The sequence below is a fragment of the Algoriphagus oliviformis genome, from assembly GCF_017254915.1.
Taxonomy (GTDB): domain Bacteria; phylum Bacteroidota; class Bacteroidia; order Cytophagales; family Cyclobacteriaceae; genus Algoriphagus; species Algoriphagus oliviformis.
Genome location: NZ_JAFKCT010000004.1, coordinates 228,789 through 254,055, shown reverse-complemented (window position 1 = coordinate 254,055; position 25,267 = coordinate 228,789). Strand labels below are relative to the sequence as shown.

The following is a 25,267-nucleotide window of genomic DNA, read 5'->3' as shown; positions in this document are numbered from 1 at the left end:
AATACTTTTTGGTTTTTGGGTTGAGAAAATTTAGCTTGAAACGGCTCAAAATAGAAAAAAAAAAGGATTTTGCTTTCCCGTATTTTAAATTATTCCGTGAACGGAAATCGCCTATTGCAGCACCAGAAGCGAGCTTGTGATTTTTTTCTCAAACTGGAAAGCGGGGTTTCGGACTATCACGATCACCACGTACGTACCAGGCGTAATATACTTGCCATTGCTCGTGCCGTCCCAGTGTAGGATGGGATCGCCTACAGGGATTTCCTGTGTCTTAGCCACATGGACCAGAGCCCCCTGTCTATTGATGATGTGGAGCTCCGCCTCGGAGACTCCTTCGCTGACCCTGACTTCAAAGCTGCGGCTAGGGTCACCGAGGGTCATCGCGTTGGGGAATACGTACTCAAAGTCGCAAGCATCAAAAGTTTCAAAAGAGGCGGAAAAGGCACATCCATCTTGCGATACCACGTCCAGGGTATAGCTGCCGATCTCCTTTGGGACAAAGGAAGCATCCGTCGAGACCAGTGCTCCTTCCCAGTACCAATAGTATTCAGCATAGTCGCCTGGGGTCAAAGTCGGCCCCGTCTTTCCCTCGGAACATACTCCATATCGGTCTTCTAGGGAAGGGACGCTGAGTAGCATGCTTTCCTCGACTGCGATCAGGTTTCTGCCGATTTCGCAGCCTAGCTTGTTGTAGGCCACTACTTCATAGGTTCCGGGAGCGACAACCTCGATTTCAAACAAGTCGTCAAAAGCATTGAGCTCCTCGCGGTTGTCCTGCAAGTCATAGAAGATCCATTCCGTGTCGCTGACTTCGGATTCGTTGGTCGTCAGCCTCACCGAGGCATACTCCGGCTGAGGGCAGATTTTGTCCGCGGCCAGCTCCATAGGTACCGACGTGACGGGGTTGACTACTTCAAACTCCACCGGGGTCACGGGGCAAAAGCCGCTCTTCAGCGGCTGCACCAGCAAGGAGTAGAAGCCGACGCCAGGCGGATAAAACTCCTGCCCCCGACCTACGATCTCCCCCTGGTCGTTGTACCATCGAATACTGGCATCATCCGGGGATATTCCCTGCAAGTCTAGCTGATAGCGTATCGGGTCAAAGCACTTTTCAATCGACAAAACCGGGGAAAATGAAATGCTGGACGAGTAGGTAGTGCTGAAAGAAACCTGCTTGGGACATAGCACGATGCTGGGGTCATTGCTTTCCCCGATGATCGTGTACGTCCCTTCTTCCGTCAGGGAGAAGGTTTCGCCGGTCAATTTGACCTGAGTGCTCCCATCTGGATGGGTGAGGGTAAACCTGAGGTTTTGGTTGGTCTCTGGACTGAAGGAAAAGGTTTCGCAGATGTTATAGTCCGTGGGAACGGTAAAGTTTGCACTGGCAGACCTTCCGACCGTAAAGTCTTTCACGGAAAAATTGCAGCCGTCCACGACGACCTCCAAAAGATAATTGCCGCCTCCAAGGTCAAAGGTAGCTTCCCGGCTGTCGGGAATTGCATCTGACCTGACTTCCCCTTTGCCCGTTGCCAGGATTCGATACGTTCCGCCGGAGATTTCGGAGTCAAAAATTAGGTTGACTTTTCCGGCCAGCAATCCTGAATCTGTACAAGATTCTGGCTCCACCGTGATTTCGGTTTGTTGCGCCGCGGTACCGCCAGGACCAGAAGGGTCGGTTGATTGAAGGACGGACATTTGGGTGGTCTCGCAGCCGCTTTTTGTGGATTTTAGCGTATAGACACTTGCCTCCAAATCGTCGAAATTCAGTTGGTCGCCGTCTTGCATGGGGCCGGTATCGATACCCAGTTCAGGGATGTGCAGGTTGTCAATGTCAGAATTGACGTTGATTTGGATAGCTCCCGACTCAAATTCGCAGCTGTTGGGAGCGTTCACGATTGTGACAGCAATGTCCGGAGATTCGACGAGCTCAAAGCCGACCATCCTTTCCGAGAGGCAATCTGGAAATCGCTGGGACTTGGTCTGAAAAGTGATGAAGTAGAGTCCCGGATCGGTCAGGGAAGATGAGCTGACATCGATTTCAAATCCTGGTCCCAGCGGAGTCCTTGCTCCGTCGTATCCTTTTTGGACAAACCATTCGCCCGTGATAGGCGTGTCCACATCTACATGGATAGCCTGGCCTTCGCATATAGACAGGGTAGAGGGGGTGAGATGGAAGTCAACCGGTGGAGCCACAAAAGCAGAGCCCGTTATCAGGCAGGAGGCTTCTCCGGATGCTTGCGTTTGGTAGATCTCCACCAGGTGATAGCCTTCGCCATAAGCCAGGTACTGGTTGCCAGTCCCAATGACGTTGCCTTCGATGTCTTTCCAGGTAATGATAAAGTCCGAAAAATTGGGAGTGTCGGGATGGAGAGCGGTCAAGACTGCGGGGCCTCCGGCGCAGAGGAGGTAGTCTGCAAGCAGGGCCAGTGCGGGCCCCTGCTGCACGGTCACTTGGAGATTTCCTTGATAATAGTCCGCGTTTGTGCCTCGCCTTACTTTCAGCTGGACATCGTAGGTCCCCACTGCGGAGAAGACCACCTGTATTGTTTCCAGCTGGGCCCCTCCGGTTTTTTCAAAAATCACCTCGCCGGAAGACTGGTCGGTGACAACCCAGTCATATACGTCCACGTCATCCCCTCCTGCGCTGAATGTTCCCACCACTCCGCCAAATACAATGCATAGCTTGTCAGGACCGACCAATTGGGGTTCGGCTCTCATCGGCGATAGGAGTTCTAAGGGGACTGGGAGAGATTCGGAACTTCCGCTGGTAGCCACAAGCAAGAGGAGAAGGCTCGCCCATACTAGTGGAACCCCAGCCCTCCTAATTCGAAACTGATTTTTTATCAATGATTTAGGAGAGAAAGTGGATTTCATGCAAAGGTAACTCTCAAGCCGATGCCAACCTCCAATTCTTTGCCAAAATCATCCGGGTACGGGATGATTTTGTATTTCTACCTAATAAAAACCCAGTCTGTGTCGGTACTCATCGGGGCCGAAAACTCATATCCTTCCAGGTTGAAGGCCTTCAGGTCCTGCGGATTTTCCAGTCTTTGGGTGATGGCAAAATTGGTCATCATGCCCCGAGCCTGCTTCGCAAAAATGCCGATGATCTGATAGCTGCCGTTTTTGTGCTCCTTGAAATGGATGTTTACCACCGGAGACTTGAGGGTTTTTTGGTGTACAGCTTTGAAATATTCCTGGGAGGCGAGATTGACCACCGGCATGCCTGAGGCGGCTTCGTTGATGGCCTTGGCGATTTTTTTGTCCCAGTATTCGTAGAGGTTCTTGCCTTTTTTGGTGACTAGGGACGTGCCCATTTCCAATCGATAGGGCTGGATCAGGTCGAGGGGCTTCAGCAGGCCGTAGAGGCCTGAGAGTATCCTGAGGTGCTTTTGGGCAAAGGCGAAATCCTCGGGGCTGTAGTGGTCCACGTCGATCTTGGTGTAGACGTCTCCATTGAAAGCGAGGAGGGCCTGCTTGGAGTTTTCGGTGTTGAAGTCCTTCTGGAACGTTTTATAGCGCTGCTCGTTGAGTACGCCGAGATTGTCGCTCACATGCATCAGTTCGGAGATCTCCTTGGCGGATTTTTTTTTCATCACCCCCACCAGCGCTTTGATGTCTGAGGTGAAATCGGGAAGGGTATAGTCCTTGAATTCAGGAACGCTGTAGTCTAGGGATTTGGCTGGGGAAATGAGAATCAGCATAGATGCTATTGGATGATGGTAATCGCCCTGGTTTCTTTGATGGTGATGTTTTGGGCGCGGGAAGAAAACTTCACAACGACCGCATATGTTCCGTTGGGGACAAATTTTCCGTTGACTATCCCGTCCCAAGGGCAGAAAGGCTGGCGCGGCTCCAGGTTTTCGTGCTCGCAGTAGAAGATCAGTTCTCCCCAACGGTTGAAGATAAAGACCTCGACATCGTCGATGAAGTCGTTGGCATAGAGGATGAAGTTGCGGCTGGGATCGCCGAGGACTACCCCGTTGGGGTAGGTGATCAGGAGGCGACAGTCCTCCTGGACTACAAAAGACGCCACGTACTCACAACCCAGATTGTCGGAGACTCGCAGTTCATACGTTCCCGGTAGAGTCGGGGTGAAGATCGCGTCTTGGGAGACTTCCTGTCCATCCAGCAGCCAGCTGTAGTTGTCGTAGTCTCCCGGGGCAATGCTGGTAGTGACCCCTTCGATGGCGCAGATGGTCAATTCCGTGGGGACTACTGGAGGGATGATTGTCGACTTGGCGACCACGGCGTTGGCCCGTCCCAGTTCGCAGCCATATTCACTGCGTAGCAGCGCCTCATAGGTGCCTTCCGCCGATACTTCGATGATAGGGAGGTCGTCCCATTGGAATTGTCTCGTGCGGGTGCCCCCAGATACCAGATACCATTCGATGTTGGCTACCCGCTCCATGTCTGCTTCTACCGTGATGGTGGTGCTGGTTTGGTCCACGCAGAAAGGGATGACATCCAAATTCACGGAGATCGCCTCGCCAAGCACCTCCGCCGTAAAGGAGATCGGCGTGCTGGGGCAAAGACCTCCTGAGGCAGGCTGTACTTCCAGCGTGTAGTCCCCGTCCCGACTGGGCACGAAGGTTTGCCTTCTTCCCACGATCACACCCAGGTCATCCTTCCAGATGAATACCACATCCGAGGCGGCAACATTGTTGAGGATCGCCTCGTAGCGGACGCCCGTTTGGCAATCGACTATGGGCTCCGAAAGTTCAAAGTCTATGGGCTGGGTGAGCGATACTTGCATTTGTAACTCGCGAGGGCAGTCGACCCCGTTTGGATCTTCCCCTCTGACTGTGTACAGTCCGGACTGTGTGAGCGTAAACTCACCTGAGGCATCTGGACTGACAGTGGCCCCAGAGCCATCCGTTACCAGATAGGTCAGCGCATTAGGACCCGTAGGAGCAAAGGTGAAACTTTCGCAGGCCGTGACTTGGGTAGGCACGGAGAAAATCACCTGAAGCTTCTGTGCCACGGAGTAAAGCGTAGGGTCTGGAATCGCACAGCCGGAAGCATCGGCGACCTCGATCAGATACTCCCCAAAAGGCAAGTCGACGTCAAAGGTCGCGAGGCTGGGCAATGGACCTGTGAACGTCTGCCCGTCTCCTTGGCGTACGGCGGTGTAGGTGCCTGTTTGGGCGTTGCCGTTGAGGAAAGAGATGGTGATCTTCCCGGGCTCCACCCCGGTGGCAGAACAGGTTTCGTCGGTGGCTGTGGCAGAAAACTGGTAGGGCGCAGGAGGGTTTTGGTTTTCCACGGTGACGGAGGCGGAGTAAAAGCATCCGCTTGAATTTTCTGCCTCAATGGTGTAGACTCCAGGCAAAAGGTTGGTGACAGGGATGGTGCTTCCGGCGGATTGATTTGAAAAGGTCAAGCTCAACTCGGGCACTCGAACCTCAGACGCATCAGACTGAAGGTTGATGTCGAAAGAGCCGTCTGCCGTCGTACAGTCCGTCGCGGGGTTGGTTTGGGCAGCAGTAAGCACCGGGAGCTCATTGACCAAGAGATCGACTTTTTTCTCCACGGTACATCCTTCCAGGATGGGATCCTGAGTCACAAAGATGATTTCGTATTGTCCGGGGCCTGGGAGGGTAGGGATCCAAAGTTCCAGCTCGAAAAACTCTCCCAAAGGCTCACGTACGCCGCTGCCATTGAGCTCGTAGTACCACTCTCCCGAGATTGGGGTGTTCGGTGCAAAGGTGACAGAGGTCTCCTCATAGCAGACTTCCGTGGCGGTTTGGTCGAGATCAAATTCAAAAGCCGGCCCCACAAAAACCTCAGCCGTAGCCGGACAGGTCTCAAAGAGCAGAGCCTCGTCGTCGCCCAGTCCGTCGGGCAGGCGAAAACTCACCTGTACCGTGTAGATGCTTTCCTCGGTGACTTCTATGGAGTTGGAGTTTTCATCTCCAAAGACTTGGCCGGCGGCATTGGTCCACTGGAAGTCGTACAGCCCTTCCGCGGGATCATATCCATCGATTGCTGTGAGGGTGACAGGGTTTCCGGCACAGAGTGTCGCGTCTGAAGCCAAGGTCAGGGCAGGCGGCGCTACCACTTCGATTTCCCCCTCGGCGGTGAAGTAGTCTGGATCTCCACATCGGTCCACCCGCAGCTCTACGGTGTAGACGCCTGGCGTGTTGAAGATCTGGTCCAGGGTCTGAAACTGGTCTCCGGGGCCGCCATAGTCCGAGCGCACCACCGTGCCATCCTCATGGGTGATAGTCCAGAAGTATGAATCGATGTCGGGCTCTCCCCCTCCTTCCAGCAGGGCTCCAGCTCCCAGCTCGGGATCCAGACAAAGGCGCGGAGGCATGGAAAGGGCCGGTTCGGGTATGGAGCTTCCGGAGTTTTGGACAAAGGAAGGAAGGCCGAGGTTCGACGTGCCCGGCATGGGCTCGACGGCGTCTTGGTTGAAAGTACTGGAGCCGGTGCAGCCCGTGCCGACCTGGATCTGGCCAATGCGGTTGTCTCCGACTACGGCCACGTAGATCTGCCCATCCGAGGCGATTTGCAGCGCGCCGAGATTCAGTCCGGAGGTTCCTCCTACTGTTTTTCGCGTGGAGAGGATACAGGCTTCGCGCTGCGCCCGAGTCGTGGCGGAGCCAAAGCAGGAGGGGCAGGCGCCTGCGTTGGGGTCGTCGTTGTCCACGGCTTTGATGTTGAATTCTTCGACTCCAGGCCCTCCATTGCGGTAGGAGACCAAAATGCGGTCAGAGCTTTCCGAGAATTCCAGCCCATAGATATCCCCGTCGCAGCCTAGATCCAGGCGGGCATATTCGGTCAGTTTGCCCGTTTGCTGGTCAAATTCAAAGATTTCCGTTTTGTTGCAACCTCCCTCAGAAATGGTCACGGCGAGCTTGGTGCCGTCTGGGCTGAACTTCATCGCCCCGACTCCCGAGTTGAAGCCGTGGCTGCTTCCCACCGAGCTCATCACTGGCTGTCCTATGCCCTGACCAGAGACCGGGTAGGCCCGAAACGTGTTGTTGCCCAGCTCATGGTACATGACCCAGGTGGTGTCTCCACTGGAAAAAGCCGCCGAATGTTCCGTGGAGGGACTGAAGAGGAAATTGTTTTTGGTGACCACATTGCCCACTCCGGTTGTGTTTTCGGACTTGATGTCCACCATGGAGAAGCTGACACTGTTCGTCCCGCCTGCTGAGGCCTGCGTGGTGAAGAGGTAGAAGAGCGTGGGCTGCTGCGGTACGCCCACGGCGATCACGGATTGGCTGGAGGTGTTGCTGCCGCCGATATCGTCTCCGTTTTCCATCAGGTTTCCATTGAGATCCCACACCGATTGCCCGTCGGTGAAGAAGAGCACTTGGCCTGCCTGGTCGGAAATGGTGGTCGTTCCGGCAGGGATGTTTTGGGGATGGCGCTGCGCAATGGGGCGCGGTGTCGGTGCTGTAGAGTCGTTTGGATCAGGGTTGAAGTCCAGTCCGGCTCCATCGCCAAAATACCAGATGTTGTTCGATTGGTCGGGGAGGTCCCAGATTTTTACACGGATCTCGGCATAGGCATAGCACTGGGAACCGGGTTCCCGTACCAATACCCAATAGAGTCCGGGGAGGCATACTTCGTTGGCCTCTTTTCCTATCCAGCCTCGATCCCGCTTGTTGGACCAGAAGTATTCGTAGTTGTCGCCTCCGGCACCGGGAGCCTCACCTCCCTGTTCGCCCTCCGAGGACTGGGCCTGTAGGAGTGGCTCCAGATCGATACAGCTCATGCAGAGCGTCGTGTCTGAGGGTGAAAAGTTAGCCTCGAGGTTGTTTTCCGTCAGGGGAATGGTCTTGTTGACATTCTGCGTGCTCCCGTCCGCAAATTCCACGGTCAAGGTGACCGAGACGCTCGTCCCCTGCGCTGCGTCCTGGGGGATCAAAAAGTGCTCTTGGGCATAGTCGGCCGGTAGTGGGTTGCCGTCCGAATCGGTCAAAGGTGGCGAAAACTCCCAATTGAACGAGACGGGCTGGTAGTTTTCGGGAGTGATGACACTGGTCAGCTGCACGGGGTTGTTGGAGCAGGGAGCATCGGGATCCCAGGTGAAGTCCACCGTAGGGGAGATGTCTGCATTGGGCGCAAAAACCGGGAATACGGTGCCGCAAAAGTCCGTGCCGGCAAAAGGATCTTCTTCCACGCTCAAAAGCGAAAGGTCGCTTTCGTCGGGATTGGTCACCCGCCCGATCAGTTGCGGGCCTCCATCCACTTCCTCGTAGATGTAATATAGCTGCCCGTCTGGCCCAGTCTTCACATCGTAGACTTGGTGGAGTCCGGCCGTCAGAGGGACCTCCTCCGGTGTGGCGGCCAGATCTGCCGAAGGCACTCGAAAGAGCTGGTTGCCCCTAGAGAAATAGATGTAGGAATCATCTGGAGAATAGTCTGCGCCTCCGATTTCATCCGAGCCGCCCGATCCGGAGATGGGGGTCGGAGTGCCAAAACTTCCCGAGGAGGTGTCGAAAGGCACGACTTGGATGTCGTCGCCGGCATTTTCCGGAATGAGGATGAGTTGGCTGTTTTCCTCGTCAAAGATGATGGCTTTGGGGGTGAAAGGGATAGCTTGGGTGCCGGTTTGGCTGAAGCTTCCCTGGGTGCTCTGAAGTTGGTTTGAGATCAGGTTGCCGCCGCTGAAGCTGATGAGATAGGAGGGTGAGGCAGAGGTTTTGACCACCAAAACCGCACCCGAAGCCGGACCGATCACCTGGTCTTTCACGGTGACTTCACCCAGCGGGCGCTCATTGCCCGTTGCCTGTCCCTGGGCATTCATGTCCACCACGGCGTACTGGAGCTGCCCGCCTGGAGAAATGTAGAAGATGTAGAAAAGCTTGTCGCCCTCCGGATCATATTCCAGAAAGCCTGTAGCCACCTGTTGGTGTCCGGTGAAATTGCCGTTCAACCCCGAGCCTACTCCCTGAATTACCTGCTGACTGTAGTCATAGACCAGCTCTCCGTTGGTCTGGAATAGCACCTGTCCAGTGATGGGATCTATGGCCAAAGCCGAATTGTTTTTTCCCAAAAGGATGCTGTTGGGAAGTGTTTGGACGTTGGCATTGTTTCCCTTGCCAAAAGACAAATAGCTGCTGGAGCCTGAATCGCAATTGCCAAAAATCCACTCGTTTTCATTGAAGCCTTGGGAGTGTCCCAACCTGCTGATTCCGAAAACGCTTAGGGAAATGAAACTTGCAAAAATTAAAATGAACCTTATGGAAATAGGGCTGCTTTTCATATTTTTCGAACTGCTTTCCAAAACAAGCCTTGGGCTGGATCGTTTGAAAGCTAACTGAGTAATCAAATAAACGAACAATTCCTTGTTACGGTCTCCGCTTCTCTTGGTTTTTTTTGTAATCGCAAGCCTGTCTGTTTCGACCGGCGCCTTTGCCCAAGATCCGCAATATAGCCAGTATTATGCAGCCCCGCTCTATCTGAATCCGGCAATGGCGGGCGGAGAACTCACGGGAAGGGTCGGGTTCAACTACCGAAACCAGTGGCCTTCCATCGATGCCCAGTTCACCACTTTTTCCGCCTACTACGACACCTACCTGCCTGACTACAACAGCGGGATCGGCATCCATGTGATGCAGGATACCGAGGGCGCGGCCCAGCTGCGGTCCACTTCCATTTCGGCCATGTATTCTTACGAACTGAAGCTGGGCGACAATACCTACTTCCGGCCGGGATTTCAGGCCAGCTACATTCGGCGCGAGATCGGTTTCTACGAAAACCTGGTCTTCGCCAACCAGATCAACCCCAATGACCCCTTTGGCCCCACCATGCCGGGCACCGACATTCCTGGATTGGGAGACCCCATCGGCATGCTTTCCCTGTCCGTGGGAGGCTTGGTCTTTACCGAAAACCTCTGGGCGGGCTTTTCCGCGCATCATGTCAACGAGCCCAACCAATCCTTCATCGATGGCGTGAGTCCGCTTCCGATGAAGCTTTCCTTCCATGCTGGCTATCGGATACCATTGGCTGAGGGAGGCATGCGCGGGGATTTTACCCACATGAGAAAGCAGCGCTCGCTCACACCGACGGTCAACTACAAGCGCCAAGGCCCTTTTGAGCAGCTGGACGTGGGGGCTTATTTTTCCATCGAGCCGATAGTTTTTGGACTTTGGTACCGTGGCTTGCCCTACAAGCCCGTAGAGCAGCAGAGCAACCGCGACGCCATCGTGATGATGGTGGGCGTCAATCTGCTGAGCGGATTGAATATCGGCTACAGCTTTGACTACACTGTGTCGCAGCTGGGAATCCAGTCTGGCGGGGCGCATGAGCTCAGCCTCTCCTGGACCCTGCCAAACCAGTACCAGGGAAAGCCTTCCCGCCGGGACACCATCTTGCCTTGTCCTAAATTCTAAGCAATCCTATGAATCCGGAGTCTCTGAAGTACCTCTTGCTGGGGGTGGTGGTGTTTGGTTTTTTGTTGGGAAAAATCCTCAGCTACCTCAACGTGAAGCGCCCTGTCCCGCCGATCCCCCGCACGCTTGAGGGCCATTTGGATGCGGAAAAGCTGCTGCAGTCCAAGGCCTACCAAACCGAAAACTACCGCTTCGGACTGGTATCAGGGCTGATTTCATTTGCGCTGAGCGTTTTAATGATCTGGTATGGCTGGTTTGGAGCCATCGATCTTTGGGTTGGGACTTGGACGGCGAATCCCATGCTACATTCTCTGTTGTTTTTCGCGGTGATTTTTATCGCTTCGGACATCATCAGCTTGCCTTTTGACTACTACTCGACTTTTGTGATCGAGGAAAAATACGGCTTCAACAAGACCAGCATAGGCACCTTTTTCATGGACAAAGCCAAAGGCTATGTGCTGCTCATCCTCATTGGGGGAGCGTTGCTGGGGCTTTTTCTCTGGCTGATCCAGTGGATGGGCAAAGATTTCTGGTGGGTGTTTTGGATCGTGGCGGCACTGTTTATGGTGGTGGTCAACGTCTTCTACACGAGCTGGATTTTGCCGCTATTCAACAAGCTCAGTCCGCTGGAAGATGGAGCGCTGAAGGACAAAATCCTCGCCTACGCCCAGTCAGTGGCCTTTCCCCTGGACAATATTTTCGTGATGGACGGGAGCAAGCGCTCAGCCAAGGCCAACGCTTTTTTCTCGGGCTTTGGCAAAAGGAAAAAGGTCGTCCTCTACGACACACTGGTCGAGCAGCACTCCGACGAGGAGCTGCTGGCGGTGTTGGCCCATGAGGTGGGACATTTCAAAAAGAAACACATTCTGCTCGGCTTGGTGATTTCGGTAGTGCAGACCGGACTGATGCTGTTTTTGCTTGCCCAGTTCGTTTTCAGCGAAAGCCTGAGCCTCGCCCTGGGTGGCGCCGAATGGTCTGTGCAGCTGAACCTCATTGCCTTTGGGATGCTCTTTTCCCCCATCTCCACAGTGCTCGGTGTAGCGATGAACTGGCTCAGCCGCAAAAACGAGTTTGAGGCGGACGCCTACGCCAAGGATACCTTCGCCGGAGCTCCTCTGGCCGCGGCGCTGAAGACCCTTTCGGTCAAAACCCTCAGCAACATCAATCCCCATCCCTGGTATGTCTTTGTGAACTATTCCCATCCTCCGCTTTTGCAGCGTTTGGAGCGATTGGAATAGGGCTTTTTTTGCACTAAGGAAAAAGCTACGCCTAGACTCATCGAAACAAATTTTGTGAGGTCCTGTCTGGATGCTTTGCCACAAAGACTTGAAGACGCCACTAGTTGATGGCTGTTGGCTCCGTGGCAAAACTTTCTTGTTGGATTTTTTACCACAGAGAGCGGGAGGATTAGGAGGGAAAAGGCCCGGTCGAAAGCCGCTTTTTGTTATCCACCTGGGTAAAAGAACAGATTCAGAGCCCATCGGGGCGGCCGGTGCATAGCCTACGGTTTTAACCCTAGGTTATGGGGTTGGGATGTTTGATGGGCAGTTTTGGCCGAGGGGAGGTTAATGGTGCCAATCAGGTTTCGCCAAAACCGGTTGAGGATTGGGCTAGGTTTTTGCGCTTCGCGCTTCATCTACCGCTAAGGCGCAGAGAACGCGGAGGCTTCGCAGAGATTTTCTCCTATTCCTCTGTGCAGTGGCAAATTTTCCTTTTTGGATTTTTTACCACAGAGAGCGGGAGGATTAGGAGGGAAAAGGCCCGGTCGAAAGCCGCTTTTTGTTTTCCACCTGGGTAAAAGAACAGATTCAGAAGCCCATCGGGGCGGCCGGTGCCTAGCCTAGGGTTTTAACCCTAGGTTACCGTGTTGAATGCTATTTCTGAAGTTTTGGCCTACAAGAGGTCAATGGTGCCAATCAGGTTTCGCCAAAACCGGTTGAGGATTGGGCTAGATTTTATGCGCTTCGCGCTGGGTTTACCACGGAGACGCCGAGGGCGCAAAGTTTTCGCAGAGTTTTTCTCCTTTTCCTCCGAGCAGTCGCAAATTTTCTTATTGGATTTTTTACCACAGAGGGCGGGAGAATTAGGAGGGACAAAGGCCCGGACCAAAGCCGCTTTTTGTTTTCCTCCTTGGTAAAAGAACAGATTCAGAAGCCCATCGGGGCGGCCGGTGCTTAGCCTAGGGTTTTAACCCTAGGTTATGGGGTTGAATGCTATATCGGAAGTTTTGGCCTACAAGAGGTCAATGGAGTCGTGCAGGTCTCGCCAAAACCGGTTGAGGATTGGGCTAGATTTTATGCGCTTCGCGCTGGGTTTACCACGGAGACGCCAAGCCGCGAAGCTTTTCTCCTATTCCTCGGTGCACTCCGTGGTAAAAAAGATCACCGGAAAAATTCCAGCAGCAACGTACTTGACGGGAGCAAAGTCGCTTCAGTTCCGTAGCTCCGCTTTTCTTTGCGCAGGCAGGCAATCAAAAAGCCGACCGGAAACACTTCCAGTCGGCTTTCTTGTTCTAGATACTTGTGTCTAGAGTCTTGTTTCTTGGCTCTTGGCCCTAAACTCTATAAAACTCCTCCCAGCCCTTTCTCGGCGGCATGCCCGCGAGGATCTGGTTGGCCATGGGATTGTTGGTGATCTGGCGGGTCTCCCGGTCAAACTCCAGCTTTAATCCCGTCCACTGCGCCAACACGCCTAGGCAGAACACCTGGCTGAGTGGCCCGGCGATTTCGAAACGCGATCTGGTTTGCTCTTCGCCCTTGCAGCCTTTGAGGAAGTTGGCAAAGTGGTTGGATGGGCTTGCAGGTACCTCGGGCAGCTTGGATTTCCACTCTTCGGCTTTCGGTCCTCCGATGATGGACAGCGTGCTGCCGTGGGAGCCTCCCTTGAAGATCAGGTCTTTGCTGTAGATGATCTTGCCGGGGTTCAGTTTGGCAGGCTGCATCTGGCCGTTGCTTGGCGGCGGGATGTTGGGGTCGAGCTCGGACACGCCGTAGCCCTCGGGCACCGCGGGGATATTGTCCAAGCCGTCTTGCCAGGTGATGGTCAGTGGAGGCATGTCGCCCCGCTCAGGAAACTTGAACTCCAGCGTGGTGGACATGGGGAAGAAGAAGGGATTGTGTCCCGAAAGCTTGGTTGGGTTCACCTCGTAGGGCAGGCCCAGCTCGAGAAACTCATGGGCTGTGTCCATGATGTGTGCTCCCCAGTCGCCCAAGGCGCCCATCCCGAAATCATACCAGCAGCGCCACTGTCCGTTGTGATAATCTTTGTTGAAGGCGTGGGGCTCAGCCTGGGCTGTCCACACATCCCAATCCAGCGTGGACGGAACAGGCTCGGCGGCGGGATAGGAGGAGATCTTTGGATCCCAGTCATGCCAACGTCTGCGGCTGTTCATGTGTGCGGTGATGGCCGTCACGTCTTTGATGACGCCGGCTTCCTTCCAGGTCTTAAACTGGAAATAATTGCCTTCGGAATGGCCCTGGTTTCCCATTTGGGTGGCCAGCTTGGGGTGTTTTTTTGCCGCGGCGATCATGAGCTCGACTTCGCGGAAGGTGCGTGCCATGGGTTTTTCCACATAGACGTGCTTGCCCTCGGCCAGCGCCATCATCGTCACCGGGAAGTGGGAAAAGTCAGGAGTGGCAACGCTCACGGCGTCAAATTCCTTCCCGATCTGGTCAAACATCTTGCGGAAATCCTGGAATTGTTTGGCCTTGGGAAACATCCCGATGATGTCTTGGGTCTGCTTGGCTCCCATGTCCACGTCGCAGAGTGCGACGACATTGCAGAGCCCGGTTTTGTGCAGTTCTTTGATGATCTCCGCGCCGCGGTTGCCGATGCCCACACAGGCGAGGTTAACCTTGTCGGAGGGAGCGACATAGCCCATGGACTTGCCCAGAACTGACGGCGAGATGACCGTAAGTCCCGAAAGTCCCAAGGCGGCAGTGGCTCCGGTCTTTAGAAAACTTCTTCTATTGGTATTCATGAGACGGTTTTTTTGGGTGGATCGACGGGATCGATCCTACAGGGTTGAACTTTGGAAAATTGGGGTATTTGCATCGTCAAGGTAGTTCTATGTTTTTCCAAACTAACCACAAAGCATCGCAAAATCAACGGAAACGTTATCGGGACGTTTTTTTAAGCACAGGATTCCCCTGAGGCAAACTTTCTCTATCTTTTTCCTTCCAAAAAGAAAACAAACCCATGAAAGACCTGGCAGACTTCCACTATCCCCTCACCGAGCTTTTTCCCCAGCCAAAGACAGATGCGGATTGGAAGCAATACCGCCTCAGCAAGGACCAAATCGACTTTTTCCACGAGAATGGGTATGTGGCGGATGTCAGACTGCTGGACGAAAAACAGATCGAGGCGCTGAAAAAAGCCCTGGACGAAGTGATGGATCCGGCGCATCCGCTCCACCATTTGTTCCATGAGTTTCACAGCAACGAGTCCGGGGATCCCAACAAGGTGCTGTTCCACTCCCTGGGGCATTGGAGGATTGCGGAAGCCTTTCACGACGTGATCTGGAATCCGGCTTTTCGGATGGCGGCGAGCCAGCTGTTGGGAGACAGGCCGGTGCGGTTTTGGCACGATCAGCTTTTCTGCAAGCCTGCCCATCACGGGGGGAATGTCGCCTGGCATCAGGACTACAGCTATTGGACTAGGACCGTGGAGATGCAGCACCTGACCTGCTGGTGTGGCCTGGATGACGCTACGGAGGAAAATGGCTGCCTGCAGTATGTACCTGGTTCCCATCGCTGGGGATTGCTGGAAAAGCCAGCCCTAGCCGGTGAGATGGACGGGCTGATGGCCATGATGAGTGACGAGCAAAAGGCCGGTTTCAAGCCGGTGCCGATCCCGCTGAAAGCCGGACATGCCGCTTTTCACCACCCGCTTCTCGTACATGGAAGTTTCGCAAACGATTCCGGATATTCCAGGAAGGCCTTTGTGCTCAACGTCTTTGCAGACGGTACGCTGTCCGATTCCGACGAGCCCCTGCTGGCCGGAGTGCCCGTGATCCCAAAAGGCGAGAAGATGAAGGGGAAGTTTTTCCCGTTGGTTTTCGAAGGAGGATTGGAAAATTGAAAAATTTGAAGATTGGAAAATTGGAGTGGTAAAGTGGTAAAGTAGTGAGACGAAGCGCCGAAGCTGGCAAAGTGGGAAGGAGGGAAAGTAGCGCGGCCGATTCCCGACAAATCGGCACCAACGTACTCAGCCGTCCGTATTTCGTATTGAAAGATCGAGGATGGGAGACCGAAGACGGAAGCGCCGTATCCCGATGACTATCGGGGCGTACTTCGCAAATCGTACTTCTTAGATCGTATATTCCTTTCGATTTCCTTTACTTCGCAAATCGTAAATCAAAAACCACAACTAAGAATGGCTTCTGGACTTTTTGCACTGTTGGATGATATCGCCACACTGATGGACGATGTGGCAGTGATAAGTAAAGTGGCGGCAAAGAAGACCGCCGGGATTTTGGGGGATGACCTGGCGGTGAACGCGGAGAAAGCCTCGGGCTTTGTCTCCGATCGGGAGCTGCCCGTGCTATGGGCGATTACCAAGGGCTCGCTGCTGAACAAAGCGATCATATTGCCTTTTGCCTTCTTGCTGAGCGCATTTTTGCCGGTGGCCGTCACCATCATTCTTGTGTTGGGCGGGCTCTACCTGGCCTATGAGGGGGCCGAAAAGATTTACGAATACTTTGTACCCCATCCTCATGAGTCGGCGGAGAAGGTGGACGAAAACATCACCGAAGAGGAGGTTTTGGCATTGGAGAAAAAGAAAATCAAGTCCGCCATCACTACGGATTTCATCCTTTCAGTTGAGATTATCATCATAGCCTTGGGTACGGTAGTCGGCGAACCGTTGTCCACCCAGATCATAGTCGTCACCATCATTGCATTGGTAGCTACCGTGGGTGTCTATGGGATCGTAGGGTTGATCGTTCGGATGGACGAGTTTGGGGCTAAGCTGATTGCGCTCAATGAGAAGGAAGACAGCTTTTCCGACAAAGTAGGCCTCTTGCTGGTCAATGCCTTGCCAAAGTTGATCAGGGCCTTGGGCTTTATTGGGACCATCGCCCTGCTGCTGGTGTCAGGGGGGATTTTCGCGCACAACATAGACTTTTTCCACCACCTGCTGGAGTCCTGGCCTGGGATCGTGAAGGAGTTCCTGATCGGCTTGGTCGTGGGCTTTGCAGTCTTGCTTCTGCTGTCTGCGGTCAAAAAGATTTTCAAGAAAAAATAATCGAATCCGGATTTTCCGAGCCTTGTTCGTCCAAAAGGCCTATTTTGATGGCCGGAATTTTGGGACATAAACCCTGTCAAAACAACATATTGTATGCGAATCCTTTTCAAAAGCCTGATTTTCAGTTTCATTCTGGCGTCTTTTAGCCTCATGGCCTGTGCGCAAAACGGCCGAACTTTTCTCCAATACGAAGGCAAAGCCGGGCCAGGCAAGGGCAAACACATCGTCCTGGTGGCCGGTGACGACGAATACCGGTCCGAGGAGTCCATGCCCATGCTGGCCAAAATCCTCGCTGAGCATCACGGCTTCAAGACCACGGTACTTTTTCCCATCGAACCGAGCAGCGGGGACATCGTGCCCAACTACCAAAACAACATCCCCGGACTGGAACACCTGGAAACAGCCGATCTGATGATCCTACTGATCCGCTTCCGCGAGTTGCCAGACGCGCAGACGAAATACATCGAAAACTTCCTCAAGGCAGGCAAGCCGATCATTGGTCTTCGCACTTCGACCCATGCTTTTGCCTACCAAAAGGACAAGACTTCTCCCTATGCCAAGTGGTCTTGGAATGGAAAAGAGGCCGGTTGGGAACAGGGCTTTGGCAAGCGGATCTTTGGAGAAACCTGGGTCAACCACCACGGCATACACGGCAAAGAGGGATCCCGCTCCCTGATCAACGGCGTAGCGCAAATGAACGATCATCCCGTACTCCGCGGTGTGGATGACATCTGGGTGCCGGAGGACGTGTACGGCATCAAGGGCCTGCCCGCCGAGGCGGAAATCCTGATCTATGGACAGTCTACCGCTGGGATGGACGACAAGGCTCCCCTGATGTGGAAAAAGTCCGTGATGCCCATCGCCTGGACCAAACCATACCAAATCGAGGGCGGCAAGCAGGGAATGGCCTTCGCTTCCACTATGGGGTCTTCCCTGGGCTTCCAAAGCGAGGATCTCAGAAGACTGGTCGTCAACGCGTCGTTTTGGCTGCTGGATATGCCCGAGACCATCAGCCCTGAGCTGAACGTGGCTATCGTCGGCAGCTACGAGCCTACGATGTTTGGCTTTGACACCTTTAGAAAAGGGATGAAGGTCGCGGATTTCAAATGAGCTGTCCGAGTCCGACTATTTCGTTTTTCCGCTGTGCGGTTGACTGCAAATAAATTAACTTCGCCCCATGCTTGTCATTGTCACCGGCGTATCGGGGACGGGTAAATCCACCCTCGGGGCGCTACTTGCCGAACGGCTCGGCCTTCCCTTTTTCGATGCGGATCAGTTTCATCCCGCGGCCAACGTCGCCAAGATGAGCGCGGGCCATCCCCTGACCGACGAAGACCGCATTCCTTGGCTGCAGGCTATGGCCGATCAGCTGGTGGAGTCTGGGAAAAGCGGCGGCGCCGTTTTGACCTGCTCGGCACTGAAAAATTCCTATCGGAAAATGCTCTCCGTGTCGCCAAGCATCCGCTGGATACACCTCACTGGCGACCGTGACCTGATCTGGGAGCGGATGTCTGCCCGGCAAAACCACTTCATGAAGGCGGGAATGCTCGATTCGCAGATTGCCCTTTGGGAAAAACCGCTGACAGGCTATCTTTTGGATATCACCGGGACTCCGGAGCAGCTGCTCGACGCGTCCCTACACTACCTAAAAACTCAACCTATGAACATGCAAATGGGCGTGATCGGAATGGGTGTCATGGGCAAAAGCCTGGCACTCAACCTGGCCGAAAAAGGCGTTTCCGTGTCACTTTACAACCGATATGTAGCCGGAAAAGAAGAGGGCGTCGCCCAGAAAGTGGTCGACGAAAACCCAGAGTTTTCCAATACCGCGGCGTTCGAAGACCTCCAGAAGTTTGTCGATTCGCTGGAAAAGCCACGTCGTATCCTCATGATGATCCCTGCGGGCGCGGCTATCGATGCCCAGCTGGATGCCCTGATTCCGATCTTGGAAAAGGACGACCTGGTCATCGACGGCGGCAACTCGTTCTACAAAGACTCCGAAAGAAGAGTCGAGAGACTGAGGGAAGTCGGCATGCACTTCCTGCCCATGGGCGTATCCGGAGGTGAGGAAGGCGCCCGAAAAGGCCCATCCATCATGCCGGGCGGCAATGCCGAGGGCTATGCGATGGTGGAGGATTTCCTAGGAAGGATCTCTGCCAAAGACAAGGACGGCAAGCCCTGCGTGACCTATGTCGGGCCGGGAGGCTCGGGCCACTTCATCAAGATGGTGCACAACTCCATCGAGTATGGAGAGATGCAGGTTTTGGCGGAGCTGACGCACTTGCTGCGCTTTGGATTTGGTTGCACTGCTGAGCAGGTTTCGGCGATTTTTGCCGATTGGGGCAAGGGAGAACTGAAGTCCTTCCTTCTGGAGATCACCGCTGATTTGTTGCTTTTCAAGGAAGACGGAGCGCTGCTGCTCGATAAAATATTGGATCAAGCCGGTCAAAAAGGAACCGGCGCTTGGTCATTGACTACCGCTTTGGAGTACGGGATTCCATACAGCCCGCTGGCAGAATCCGTGAATGCCCGTGGAGTTTCCGGGGAAAAAGCCATGCGCGTCGCCTTCTCCAAGACCTTCCAGCACGAATTCCAAAAAGTCGAAGATTCTCTGGAATCCTGGCTGCCAAAAATCAAAGCTGCCTACTCTTTGGCTCGGATCATCAACCATGAGGTGGGTTTCCGCCTGATGAAAACCGTTTCTGACACGAAAGACTGGAAACTCAATTTCAACGAAATCTCCCGCATCTGGACGAATGGCTGTATCATCCGCTCCGGATTGATGGAAAACATCTCTGCCAACTACTCCGACTCCGTGTCCTTCTTCGAGACGGCAGGAGTGAAGGAGCAGGTCATTTCAGGTAGAAAAGCACTGGCTGAATTGGTTGGTTTGGGCTTGACTCATGGCTTTGCCTTGCCAGTCATGAGCGCAGGGATCAACTACCTCTTGGGTAGAATCACGGCGGAATCTTCCGCCTCAGTGATCCAGGCCCAGCGTGACTACTTCGGTGCGCACACCTATCAGCGCAAGGATGATGCAAGTGGGAAGTTTTACCACACCAACTGGATTTAAGATTTGAGATTTTTGATTTACGAAGGGCTGGGGAAACTCAGCCCTTTTTTTGTCTTGCTTTTCCAGAAGCTGGTTTTTTTTCACCCCAGAGTTCGCGGAGAAATGGGAGAAAAACTTTGCGCCTCAGCGGCTTTGCGAGAGCTCTTTTCTCGCAGAGACGGAGAGCCGCAAAGTCCAAAATCAAAAATCTCCCTTTCCTCTTTTTTCTCTGTGGTGAAAAAACGGTTTCCGGAGGAGCAGGCGAAGCCTCTTTGCGTCCATGGCGCACTTGCGGCTAGAATCCTTGCGGTTACTTTTTTACCACAGAGTGCAGAGAAAAAGGAGGCGATCTGGGAAATCCATTTCTTTCCCACCAAAGTGGGAGGTCGGATTCACAGCCCCACTGGGGCGGCAGCTCGGTAGCCTAGGGTTTTAACCCCAGGGTTGTCGCGTTGGAAGGTGACTTGGGGAGTTTTGGCCGAAGGGATGTCAAGGGAGTTTTTCAGTTTTCGCCAAAACCCAAGGACGTTTGGGCTCGTTTTTTGCACTTCGCGCTGATCTTGCCGTAGAACACAAAGGCTTCGACGAGATTTTACCTCCTGCCTCTGCGTCTTTTCGAAAGCAGGGGTTTGGTATTGATGTGGGTACAAAATGATGGGGGAATAGATTTTTAAAGAAACCAATTGGTTACTTTTGCTGTAATAGCTATGCGGATCATCGAGGTTTACAGGGACTATTTCTGGGAGTTTTATGACGAACAGAAGGATTCGGTCAAGGAAAAGATTGATTACGTCTTGAATATCGTGATCACCGTCCAGCGGGTTCCAGAGAAGTTTTTTAAGCACTTGGATGATGGAATCTATGAGATCCGGGTAAAAGTTGCGAGTGATATCTTTAGGATCTTCTGTTTCTTCGATGAAGGCAAGCTGGTGATCTTGCTCAATGGGTTTCAGAAGAAAAGCCAAAAGACTCCTAAAAATGAACTTGACAAAGCTAAGCGTATAAGAAAGGAATATTATGAAGACAAGCTATCCAAAAACAATCGCTGAACATTTGGACCAGAAGTACGGAAGTCCGGGCTCTCCGTCCCGCGAAGACTTTGAAGAAAGGACCCAAGCGTATATGATCGCCGAACTGGTGAAAGATGCCAGAATAAAGGCCGATATGACCCAAGAACAACTCGCCAATCGATTAAATGTGAAGCGAACCTATATTTCCAAAATCGAGCGGGCAGTCAGCGATGTGCGAATATCCACGCTAAGAAAAATCGTGGAGGAAGGTCTAGGCGGCAAGCTTCACATCAGCGTGGAGTTGTGATCTTTTCATGGCTTTTTTTGCAAACGGAAGGGCTGGAGTGATCCAGCCCTTTTTTGATTTTCGGTTCTTTTATCTCACAGAGCGGGAGGGGTGCTAAGATTAGCTATCGAGTCTTACGCAGTCTTGCTAGATAGGAGAAAATAGCCCACGGATTGACACAGAAAAAAGACACAGATCAAGCACAGATTTGGCCCATTCGGCTTCGCTCCGTGTGAATCTGTGGAGAAATCCGTGAGAATCTGTGGGAAATAAAATCCACCCCCGGATTGGTTTCAAAATCCGAAAGGACGATCTTAAGTTTCGAACCCGAAGCGCCTCCCATGAAAACTTTTAAACTCCTGCTGTCCCTGGCTTTTTTGGCCCTTTTTTTTGCGCCAGCCTTTTCCCAAGAGCTCCTCATCAATCACGTCAACGTGGTCACCATGCTGGATGACAAGGTCCTGGAAGATCATGCAATCTATGTGAAGGATGGCATGATCGTGCAGATCGCGCCTGAGGCGGAGATCTCCGTGTCCGGTGTCCAGAGGATGGACGGTCAAAGGATGTATGTGTTTCCGGGTTTGGCGGAGTTTCACGCCCACCTGCCCAATCCGGACCAGTTTGGGCCGGAGTTTCAGGAGGAGGTGCTCTGGCTCTACCTCGCCAACGGCGTCCTGCGGATTCGCAGCATGCTGGGGCACGAGTCGCATTTGGCGCTGAAGGAAAAAGTGGAAAAAGGAGAAGTGCCCGGCCCACGGATGTTCATCTCGGGCCCGTCGCTCAACGGCTCTTCGGTCGCCGATCCCGAGTCTGGTCGGCAAATGGTGCGGGAGCAAAAAGCCGCCGGATACGATCACCTAAAGCTGCACCCGGGGCTGGACACGCCGAAATTTCTGGCGATAGCGGATGAAGCCAAAAAAGTCGGGATTTACTATGGAGGCCATGTTTCCCTGGATGTCGGCTTGGTCACTTCGGTGAAAAACGGCTACCGTTCGGTGGAGCATATCGACGGATTTCTCGAAGCCATGTTGCCGGATGGGACGACGATCGACCCCACCGTCTCCGGTCCTTTCAACATGAATTTGGTCGGCCAAGTGGATCAAGCCAAACTTGCCGGACTGATCCAGCTTTGCCTGGAGAGCAAAACTTGGATCGCACCGACCATGACGCTTTTTGAGCGTTATTTTGGGTTTCAGCCGGCCCACGAGCTTCGGCAGCAGCCGGAGATGGCCTTCCTTCCTGGGCTCATGGTGACGCAGTGGTATAATACAAAAAGCCAGCTGGAAGGAAATGGCGTGCTTACGGAAGCCAAGGTGAAGCCCTATCTGGAGTTTCGCCAAAAGCTTTTTCTCGATCTTCATCGTGCAGGCGTGCCGATGATCATGAGCTCGGATTCCCCGCAGGTGTTTAACGTGCCGGGCTTTTCCATCCATCGCGAGATCCAGTCCATGTCCAAGGCGGGCATGTCCAATTATGAAATCCTGAAAACCGGTTCGGTGAACTGTGCGGATTATTTTGAGGAAAGCGGGAATTGGGGCGTGCTGAAGCCAGGTGCTGCCGCTGAGTTTGTGCTGGTGGAAAAGAATCCGCTGGAAGATTTGGTGACCATGCAAAAGCCCCAGGCGATCATGGTCCAGGGAAAGCTGATCCCGCAGGACGAGCTGAACCAACAGCTCGAAAAGATCCGCCAGAAATACGGCAGGCAATAGGGTTTTTTGATTTGGGATTTGCGGATAAACGAAGGTAAATTTCCAATCTTGGCGAATCTTCAATCTCGCGTCTCTTGAATACTCACTCCCAAATCCAGAAGCCACTTTTCAACTTTGACACTTTACCACATTTCAACCCTTAACCAATGAAATACCTTTCCACTCTCGGTCTAGCGGCCGCACTTTCAGGAGTTTTTTCCTGTGCCCAAAAACCAACCCAAGAACCTATTAAAGAAGAAGTCAACCTCATGATCAAAGCAGAACAAGTGGCCGAACATGCCGGCCAGCCCGTTTTCCAATACATCCTGGACAACGGCACCATGCAAGTCGAAATGTCAAACTTCGGTGGACTAATCACTCGGATCATCGTCCCCGACAAAAACGGAAACAAAGAAAACATCGCCCTCACCTTTGATACGGTAGAGGAATACCTGACTAAGGCCAACCCGTTTTTTGGTGCGACGGCTGGTCGCGTGGCCAACCGGATCGGCGGGGCGAAGTTTGAACTCGACGGCAAAACCTACGGACTTGCCAAAAACAACGGAAACAACACGCTCCACGGCGGCAACGAAGGCTTTAACAAGAAAGTCTGGACTCCCGAGACCTATACCAACGACTCCGTGGTGGGCGTAAAGATGAGCTACCTGAGCGTGGACGGAGAGGAAGGCTATCCCGGCAACCTGCAGACCACGCTTTGGATGGAACTGACCACAGACAATGCCCTGCGGATTCGCTTCGAAAGCGAAACTGATCAAAAAACCATCCTCAACCTGACCAACCACACCTATTTCAACCTGGGCGGTATGAAGCGCGATGTGCAAGACCATGAGTTCCAGTTTTGGGCGGATGCCTACACGCCGGTGGATGCGGAACTGATCCCTACCGGAGAGATCAAGGACGTGACCGGAACTCCATTCGACTTCCGTACGCCAAAGATACTCGGCGAGCAGATCGCGGCCAATGGGGGAGGGTTTGACCATAATATGGTGATAAAACGAGAGCCCTCAGATGAGATGACCCATTTTGTACGGGTGCGGCATCCTGAGAGTGGCCGGGTGATGGACATGTATTCGGACAATGTCGGTGTGCAGTTCTATACTGGTAATTTCCTGGAGGGCTTTGCTGGAGCGGAGGGAAAGACCTATGGCAAGCATTGGGGATTTTGCCTAGAGTCCCAAAACTGGCCTGACGCCATCCATCACGACAACTTCCCCAGCCCGGTGCTGAACCCCGGCGAAAAATATGAGCATACCATCGAGTACAGATTTTCGGTGGAGAAATAGTTTTTCTGTATATACGCTTTTCTGCCAGTAAACGAATTTCCAATAACAATCGGGCTGGAAGACCGATGACCGATGACCGAAGTAAGGCAAAGCCCCAATTTTAGCGTTCTTTCGAATTGTCACGGCTGCCTACCGGCGAAGTAGCGGATAACCATGATATATAAAACACAGAGCCCTCCAAATTTTCATTTGGAGGGCTTTTTACATGGATTTGAGAGGGGAAAAGTTTCTTATCGCACTAATTCATAGTCCTGAATCAGAAGGTTAGGAGACAGATTGAGTCGCGTATTTAGCTTTCTGATCATATCCACGGTCAATTTGCGTTTGCGGCTGAGTACTTCCGAGACCCTGCTTTTGCCCCCCATTTCGGGGATTAGATCGACTTGCTTGAGCTCAAGCTCTTCCATTCGGATCTTGATTGCCTCAATAGGATCAGGAGCTTCGATAGGATAGTGTTTGTTTTCGTAATCGTCCACGAGCAAGCTCAATATTTCCAGCTCGTCCCCTTCGGGTGTGCCCAGTTTTGAATCAAAGATTTCCTCAAGCCTTCTCAGGGCTGCCTGGTAGTCCATTTCGGTTTTTATAGGCTTTAATTTCATGCTGACCTGTTCTAAATGCTGTTTGCGTCAATTTGGTTGTATTCCGAGTGGGTTCCGATAAACCGGATGAATGCGACCTGGTGCTCGAAATTGAACTTCACGATCAGCCGGTAGGAATTGCCCCTGATATTGAAGACGATCCGGCCGTCTTTTAGGATACTCGCGTTTGCATAGCTTTTTTTTACGTCTCTTGGCGACTTCCAATAGGAATTCATGGCGGTTTCATACCAGGTTTTGAGGTATTGCTCCGAATCAGGATGTCTTTCCCAAAATTGGCGAAGAGTACTTTTCGCAATAATCCGCTTCATGGTTCTCGATATGGGAACAAAGCTAAATCAAAAATTCCCAAATAGAGAACTTTTGTTTTGCTAACTCCTCAGGATCTTTTCCATCTTTCGGCCTTTGGCCAGTTCGTCAACGAGTTTGTCGAGGTAGCGGACTTGCTGGGTGAGGGGATTGTCTATGTCCTCGATGCGATAGCCGCAGATCATGCCTGTGATCAGGTGTGCGTTGGGATGGAGTTGCGCTTGCCCAAAAAATGACGCAAAGGTGGCTTTTTCCGCGATCAGCTGATGGATCTTCTCTTCGTCAAAACCCGTAAGCCAAGTGATGACCTCATGCAGTTCTTCCTTGCTTCGGCCTTTTTTCTCCACTTTGGTCACATAGTGCGGATAGACGGAGGAGAAAGTCATCGAGGCCATCCTCTCATTGTGGGTATCACTGGGCTTCATGG

The 25,267-nt window shown here is 53.0% G+C and carries 17 protein-coding genes; 10 read left to right on the top strand and 7 right to left on the bottom strand.

Annotated elements, in window-relative coordinates; genetic code table 11:
• Positions 1 to 111: 111 nt before the first annotated feature.
• The 3 genes from J0A68_RS11560 to J0A68_RS11550 all read right to left on the bottom strand — a co-directional run bounded on the left by J0A68_RS11560 (position 112) and on the right by J0A68_RS11550 (position 9,142).
• Entirely contained in the window at positions 112 to 2,718 is a 2,607-nt protein-coding gene (locus tag J0A68_RS11560; protein WP_206578369.1) for a T9SS type B sorting domain-containing protein, read from the bottom strand.
• A 233-nt stretch (positions 2,719 to 2,951) separates the two neighbouring features.
• Complete coding sequence (gene yaaA / locus J0A68_RS11555) at positions 2,952 to 3,704, bottom strand: peroxide stress protein YaaA (RefSeq protein WP_206578368.1); 753 nt, start codon at positions 3,702 to 3,704, stop codon at positions 2,952 to 2,954.
• A 5-nt stretch (positions 3,705 to 3,709) separates the two neighbouring features.
• Positions 3,710 to 9,142, bottom strand: a complete 5,433-nt coding sequence (locus J0A68_RS11550; protein WP_317195106.1) for a gliding motility-associated C-terminal domain-containing protein — start codon at positions 9,140 to 9,142, stop codon at positions 3,710 to 3,712.
• A 163-nt stretch (positions 9,143 to 9,305) separates the two neighbouring features.
• Here J0A68_RS11550 and J0A68_RS11545 point away from each other — a divergent pair, with 163 nt between their 5' ends.
• Both J0A68_RS11545 and J0A68_RS11540 read left to right on the top strand, forming a co-directional pair.
• Positions 9,306 to 10,352, top strand: coding sequence for a PorP/SprF family type IX secretion system membrane protein (locus tag J0A68_RS11545; protein WP_206578366.1), 1,047 nt, complete (start codon positions 9,306 to 9,308; stop codon positions 10,350 to 10,352).
• Positions 10,353 to 10,360: 8 nt separating this feature from the next.
• Positions 10,361 to 11,590 (top strand): M48 family metallopeptidase, encoded by a 1,230-nt coding sequence (locus J0A68_RS11540; protein ID WP_206578365.1) that lies wholly within the window; start codon positions 10,361 to 10,363, stop codon positions 11,588 to 11,590.
• Positions 11,591 to 12,906: 1,316 nt separating this feature from the next.
• Here the strand turns inward: J0A68_RS11540 and J0A68_RS11535 are convergent.
• On the bottom strand, positions 12,907 to 14,331 hold the full coding sequence (locus tag J0A68_RS11535; protein WP_206578364.1) for a Gfo/Idh/MocA family protein: 1,425 nt from the start codon (positions 14,329 to 14,331) through the stop codon (positions 12,907 to 12,909).
• Between the two features lie 218 nt (positions 14,332 to 14,549).
• Here J0A68_RS11535 and J0A68_RS11530 point away from each other — a divergent pair, with 218 nt between their 5' ends.
• The 8 genes from J0A68_RS11530 to J0A68_RS11495 all read left to right on the top strand — a co-directional run bounded on the left by J0A68_RS11530 (position 14,550) and on the right by J0A68_RS11495 (position 23,935).
• Positions 14,550 to 15,431, top strand: a complete 882-nt coding sequence (locus tag J0A68_RS11530; protein WP_206578363.1) for a phytanoyl-CoA dioxygenase family protein — start codon at positions 14,550 to 14,552, stop codon at positions 15,429 to 15,431.
• A gap of 294 nt (positions 15,432 to 15,725) precedes the next feature.
• Positions 15,726 to 16,595 (top strand): DUF808 domain-containing protein, encoded by an 870-nt coding sequence (locus tag J0A68_RS11525; protein WP_206578362.1) that lies wholly within the window; start codon positions 15,726 to 15,728, stop codon positions 16,593 to 16,595.
• A 93-nt stretch (positions 16,596 to 16,688) separates the two neighbouring features.
• The gene (locus tag J0A68_RS11520) at positions 16,689 to 17,705 is read left to right on the top strand and encodes a ThuA domain-containing protein (protein WP_206578361.1); all 1,017 of its coding nucleotides are present in this window, start codon (positions 16,689 to 16,691) and stop codon (positions 17,703 to 17,705) included.
• A 67-nt stretch (positions 17,706 to 17,772) separates the two neighbouring features.
• Positions 17,773 to 19,668 carry an NADP-dependent phosphogluconate dehydrogenase gene (gene gnd / locus J0A68_RS11515; RefSeq protein WP_206578360.1) on the top strand — a complete coding sequence of 632 codons (1,896 nt, stop codon included), beginning with the start codon at positions 17,773 to 17,775 and terminating at the stop codon, positions 19,666 to 19,668.
• 686 nt (positions 19,669 to 20,354) lie between these two features.
• Positions 20,355 to 20,696 (top strand): type II toxin-antitoxin system RelE/ParE family toxin, encoded by a 342-nt coding sequence (locus tag J0A68_RS11510; protein WP_206578359.1) that lies wholly within the window; start codon positions 20,355 to 20,357, stop codon positions 20,694 to 20,696.
• Positions 20,665 to 20,964: a helix-turn-helix domain-containing protein gene (locus tag J0A68_RS11505; RefSeq protein WP_236025548.1), complete on the top strand. Its 300-nt coding sequence runs from the start codon at positions 20,665 to 20,667 to the stop codon at positions 20,962 to 20,964. The genes J0A68_RS11510 and J0A68_RS11505 overlap by 32 nt, the downstream gene beginning before the upstream one ends.
• Before the next feature lie 320 nt (positions 20,965 to 21,284).
• Positions 21,285 to 22,652: an amidohydrolase family protein gene (locus tag J0A68_RS11500; protein WP_206578357.1), complete on the top strand. Its 1,368-nt coding sequence runs from the start codon at positions 21,285 to 21,287 to the stop codon at positions 22,650 to 22,652.
• A gap of 248 nt (positions 22,653 to 22,900) precedes the next feature.
• Positions 22,901 to 23,935 (top strand): aldose epimerase family protein, encoded by a 1,035-nt coding sequence (locus tag J0A68_RS11495; RefSeq protein ID WP_236025547.1) that lies wholly within the window; start codon positions 22,901 to 22,903, stop codon positions 23,933 to 23,935.
• A gap of 230 nt (positions 23,936 to 24,165) precedes the next feature.
• On the opposite strand, the gene J0A68_RS11490 is transcribed toward J0A68_RS11495, so the two are convergent.
• From J0A68_RS11490 to J0A68_RS11480, 3 genes are read right to left on the bottom strand one after another with little or no spacing between them, the layout of a single operon-like run.
• The gene (locus J0A68_RS11490) at positions 24,166 to 24,534 is read right to left on the bottom strand and encodes a helix-turn-helix domain-containing protein (protein WP_206578355.1); all 369 of its coding nucleotides are present in this window, start codon (positions 24,532 to 24,534) and stop codon (positions 24,166 to 24,168) included.
• A gap of 11 nt (positions 24,535 to 24,545) precedes the next feature.
• Entirely contained in the window at positions 24,546 to 24,842 is a 297-nt protein-coding gene (locus J0A68_RS11485) for a type II toxin-antitoxin system HigB family toxin (RefSeq protein WP_206578354.1), read from the bottom strand.
• A 60-nt stretch (positions 24,843 to 24,902) separates the two neighbouring features.
• Positions 24,903 to 25,265: a DUF2200 domain-containing protein gene (locus J0A68_RS11480; RefSeq protein ID WP_206578353.1), complete on the bottom strand. Its 363-nt coding sequence runs from the start codon at positions 25,263 to 25,265 to the stop codon at positions 24,903 to 24,905.
• Positions 25,266 to 25,267: the final 2 nt, after the last annotated feature.

Excerpts from the sequence above, each read along its gene's own strand:
- J0A68_RS11560 (WP_206578369.1), bottom strand. The coding sequence starts at position 2,718 with ATGAGAGCCGAACCCCAATTGGTCGGTCCTGACAAGCTATGCATTGTA.
- yaaA (WP_206578368.1), bottom strand. The coding sequence starts at position 3,704 with ATGCTGATTCTCATTTCCCCAGCCAAATCCCTAGACTACAGCGTTCCT.
- J0A68_RS11540 (WP_206578365.1), top strand. The coding sequence starts at position 10,361 with ATGAATCCGGAGTCTCTGAAGTACCTCTTGCTGGGGGTGGTGGTGTTT.
- J0A68_RS11535 (WP_206578364.1), bottom strand. The coding sequence starts at position 14,331 with ATGAATACCAATAGAAGAAGTTTTCTAAAGACCGGAGCCACTGCCGCC.
- J0A68_RS11530 (WP_206578363.1), top strand. The coding sequence starts at position 14,550 with ATGAAAGACCTGGCAGACTTCCACTATCCCCTCACCGAGCTTTTTCCC.
- J0A68_RS11525 (WP_206578362.1), top strand. The coding sequence starts at position 15,726 with ATGGCTTCTGGACTTTTTGCACTGTTGGATGATATCGCCACACTGATG.
- J0A68_RS11520 (WP_206578361.1), top strand. The coding sequence starts at position 16,689 with ATGCGAATCCTTTTCAAAAGCCTGATTTTCAGTTTCATTCTGGCGTCT.
- gnd (WP_206578360.1), top strand. The coding sequence starts at position 17,773 with ATGCTTGTCATTGTCACCGGCGTATCGGGGACGGGTAAATCCACCCTC.
- J0A68_RS11510 (WP_206578359.1), top strand. The coding sequence starts at position 20,355 with ATGCGGATCATCGAGGTTTACAGGGACTATTTCTGGGAGTTTTATGAC.
- J0A68_RS11505 (WP_236025548.1), top strand. The coding sequence starts at position 20,665 with ATGAAGACAAGCTATCCAAAAACAATCGCTGAACATTTGGACCAGAAG.
- J0A68_RS11500 (WP_206578357.1), top strand. The coding sequence starts at position 21,285 with ATGAAAACTTTTAAACTCCTGCTGTCCCTGGCTTTTTTGGCCCTTTTT.
- J0A68_RS11495 (WP_236025547.1), top strand. The coding sequence starts at position 22,901 with ATGATCAAAGCAGAACAAGTGGCCGAACATGCCGGCCAGCCCGTTTTC.
- J0A68_RS11490 (WP_206578355.1), bottom strand. The coding sequence starts at position 24,534 with ATGAAATTAAAGCCTATAAAAACCGAAATGGACTACCAGGCAGCCCTG.
- J0A68_RS11485 (WP_206578354.1), bottom strand. The coding sequence starts at position 24,842 with ATGAAGCGGATTATTGCGAAAAGTACTCTTCGCCAATTTTGGGAAAGA.
- J0A68_RS11480 (WP_206578353.1), bottom strand. The coding sequence starts at position 25,265 with ATGAAGCCCAGTGATACCCACAATGAGAGGATGGCCTCGATGACTTTC.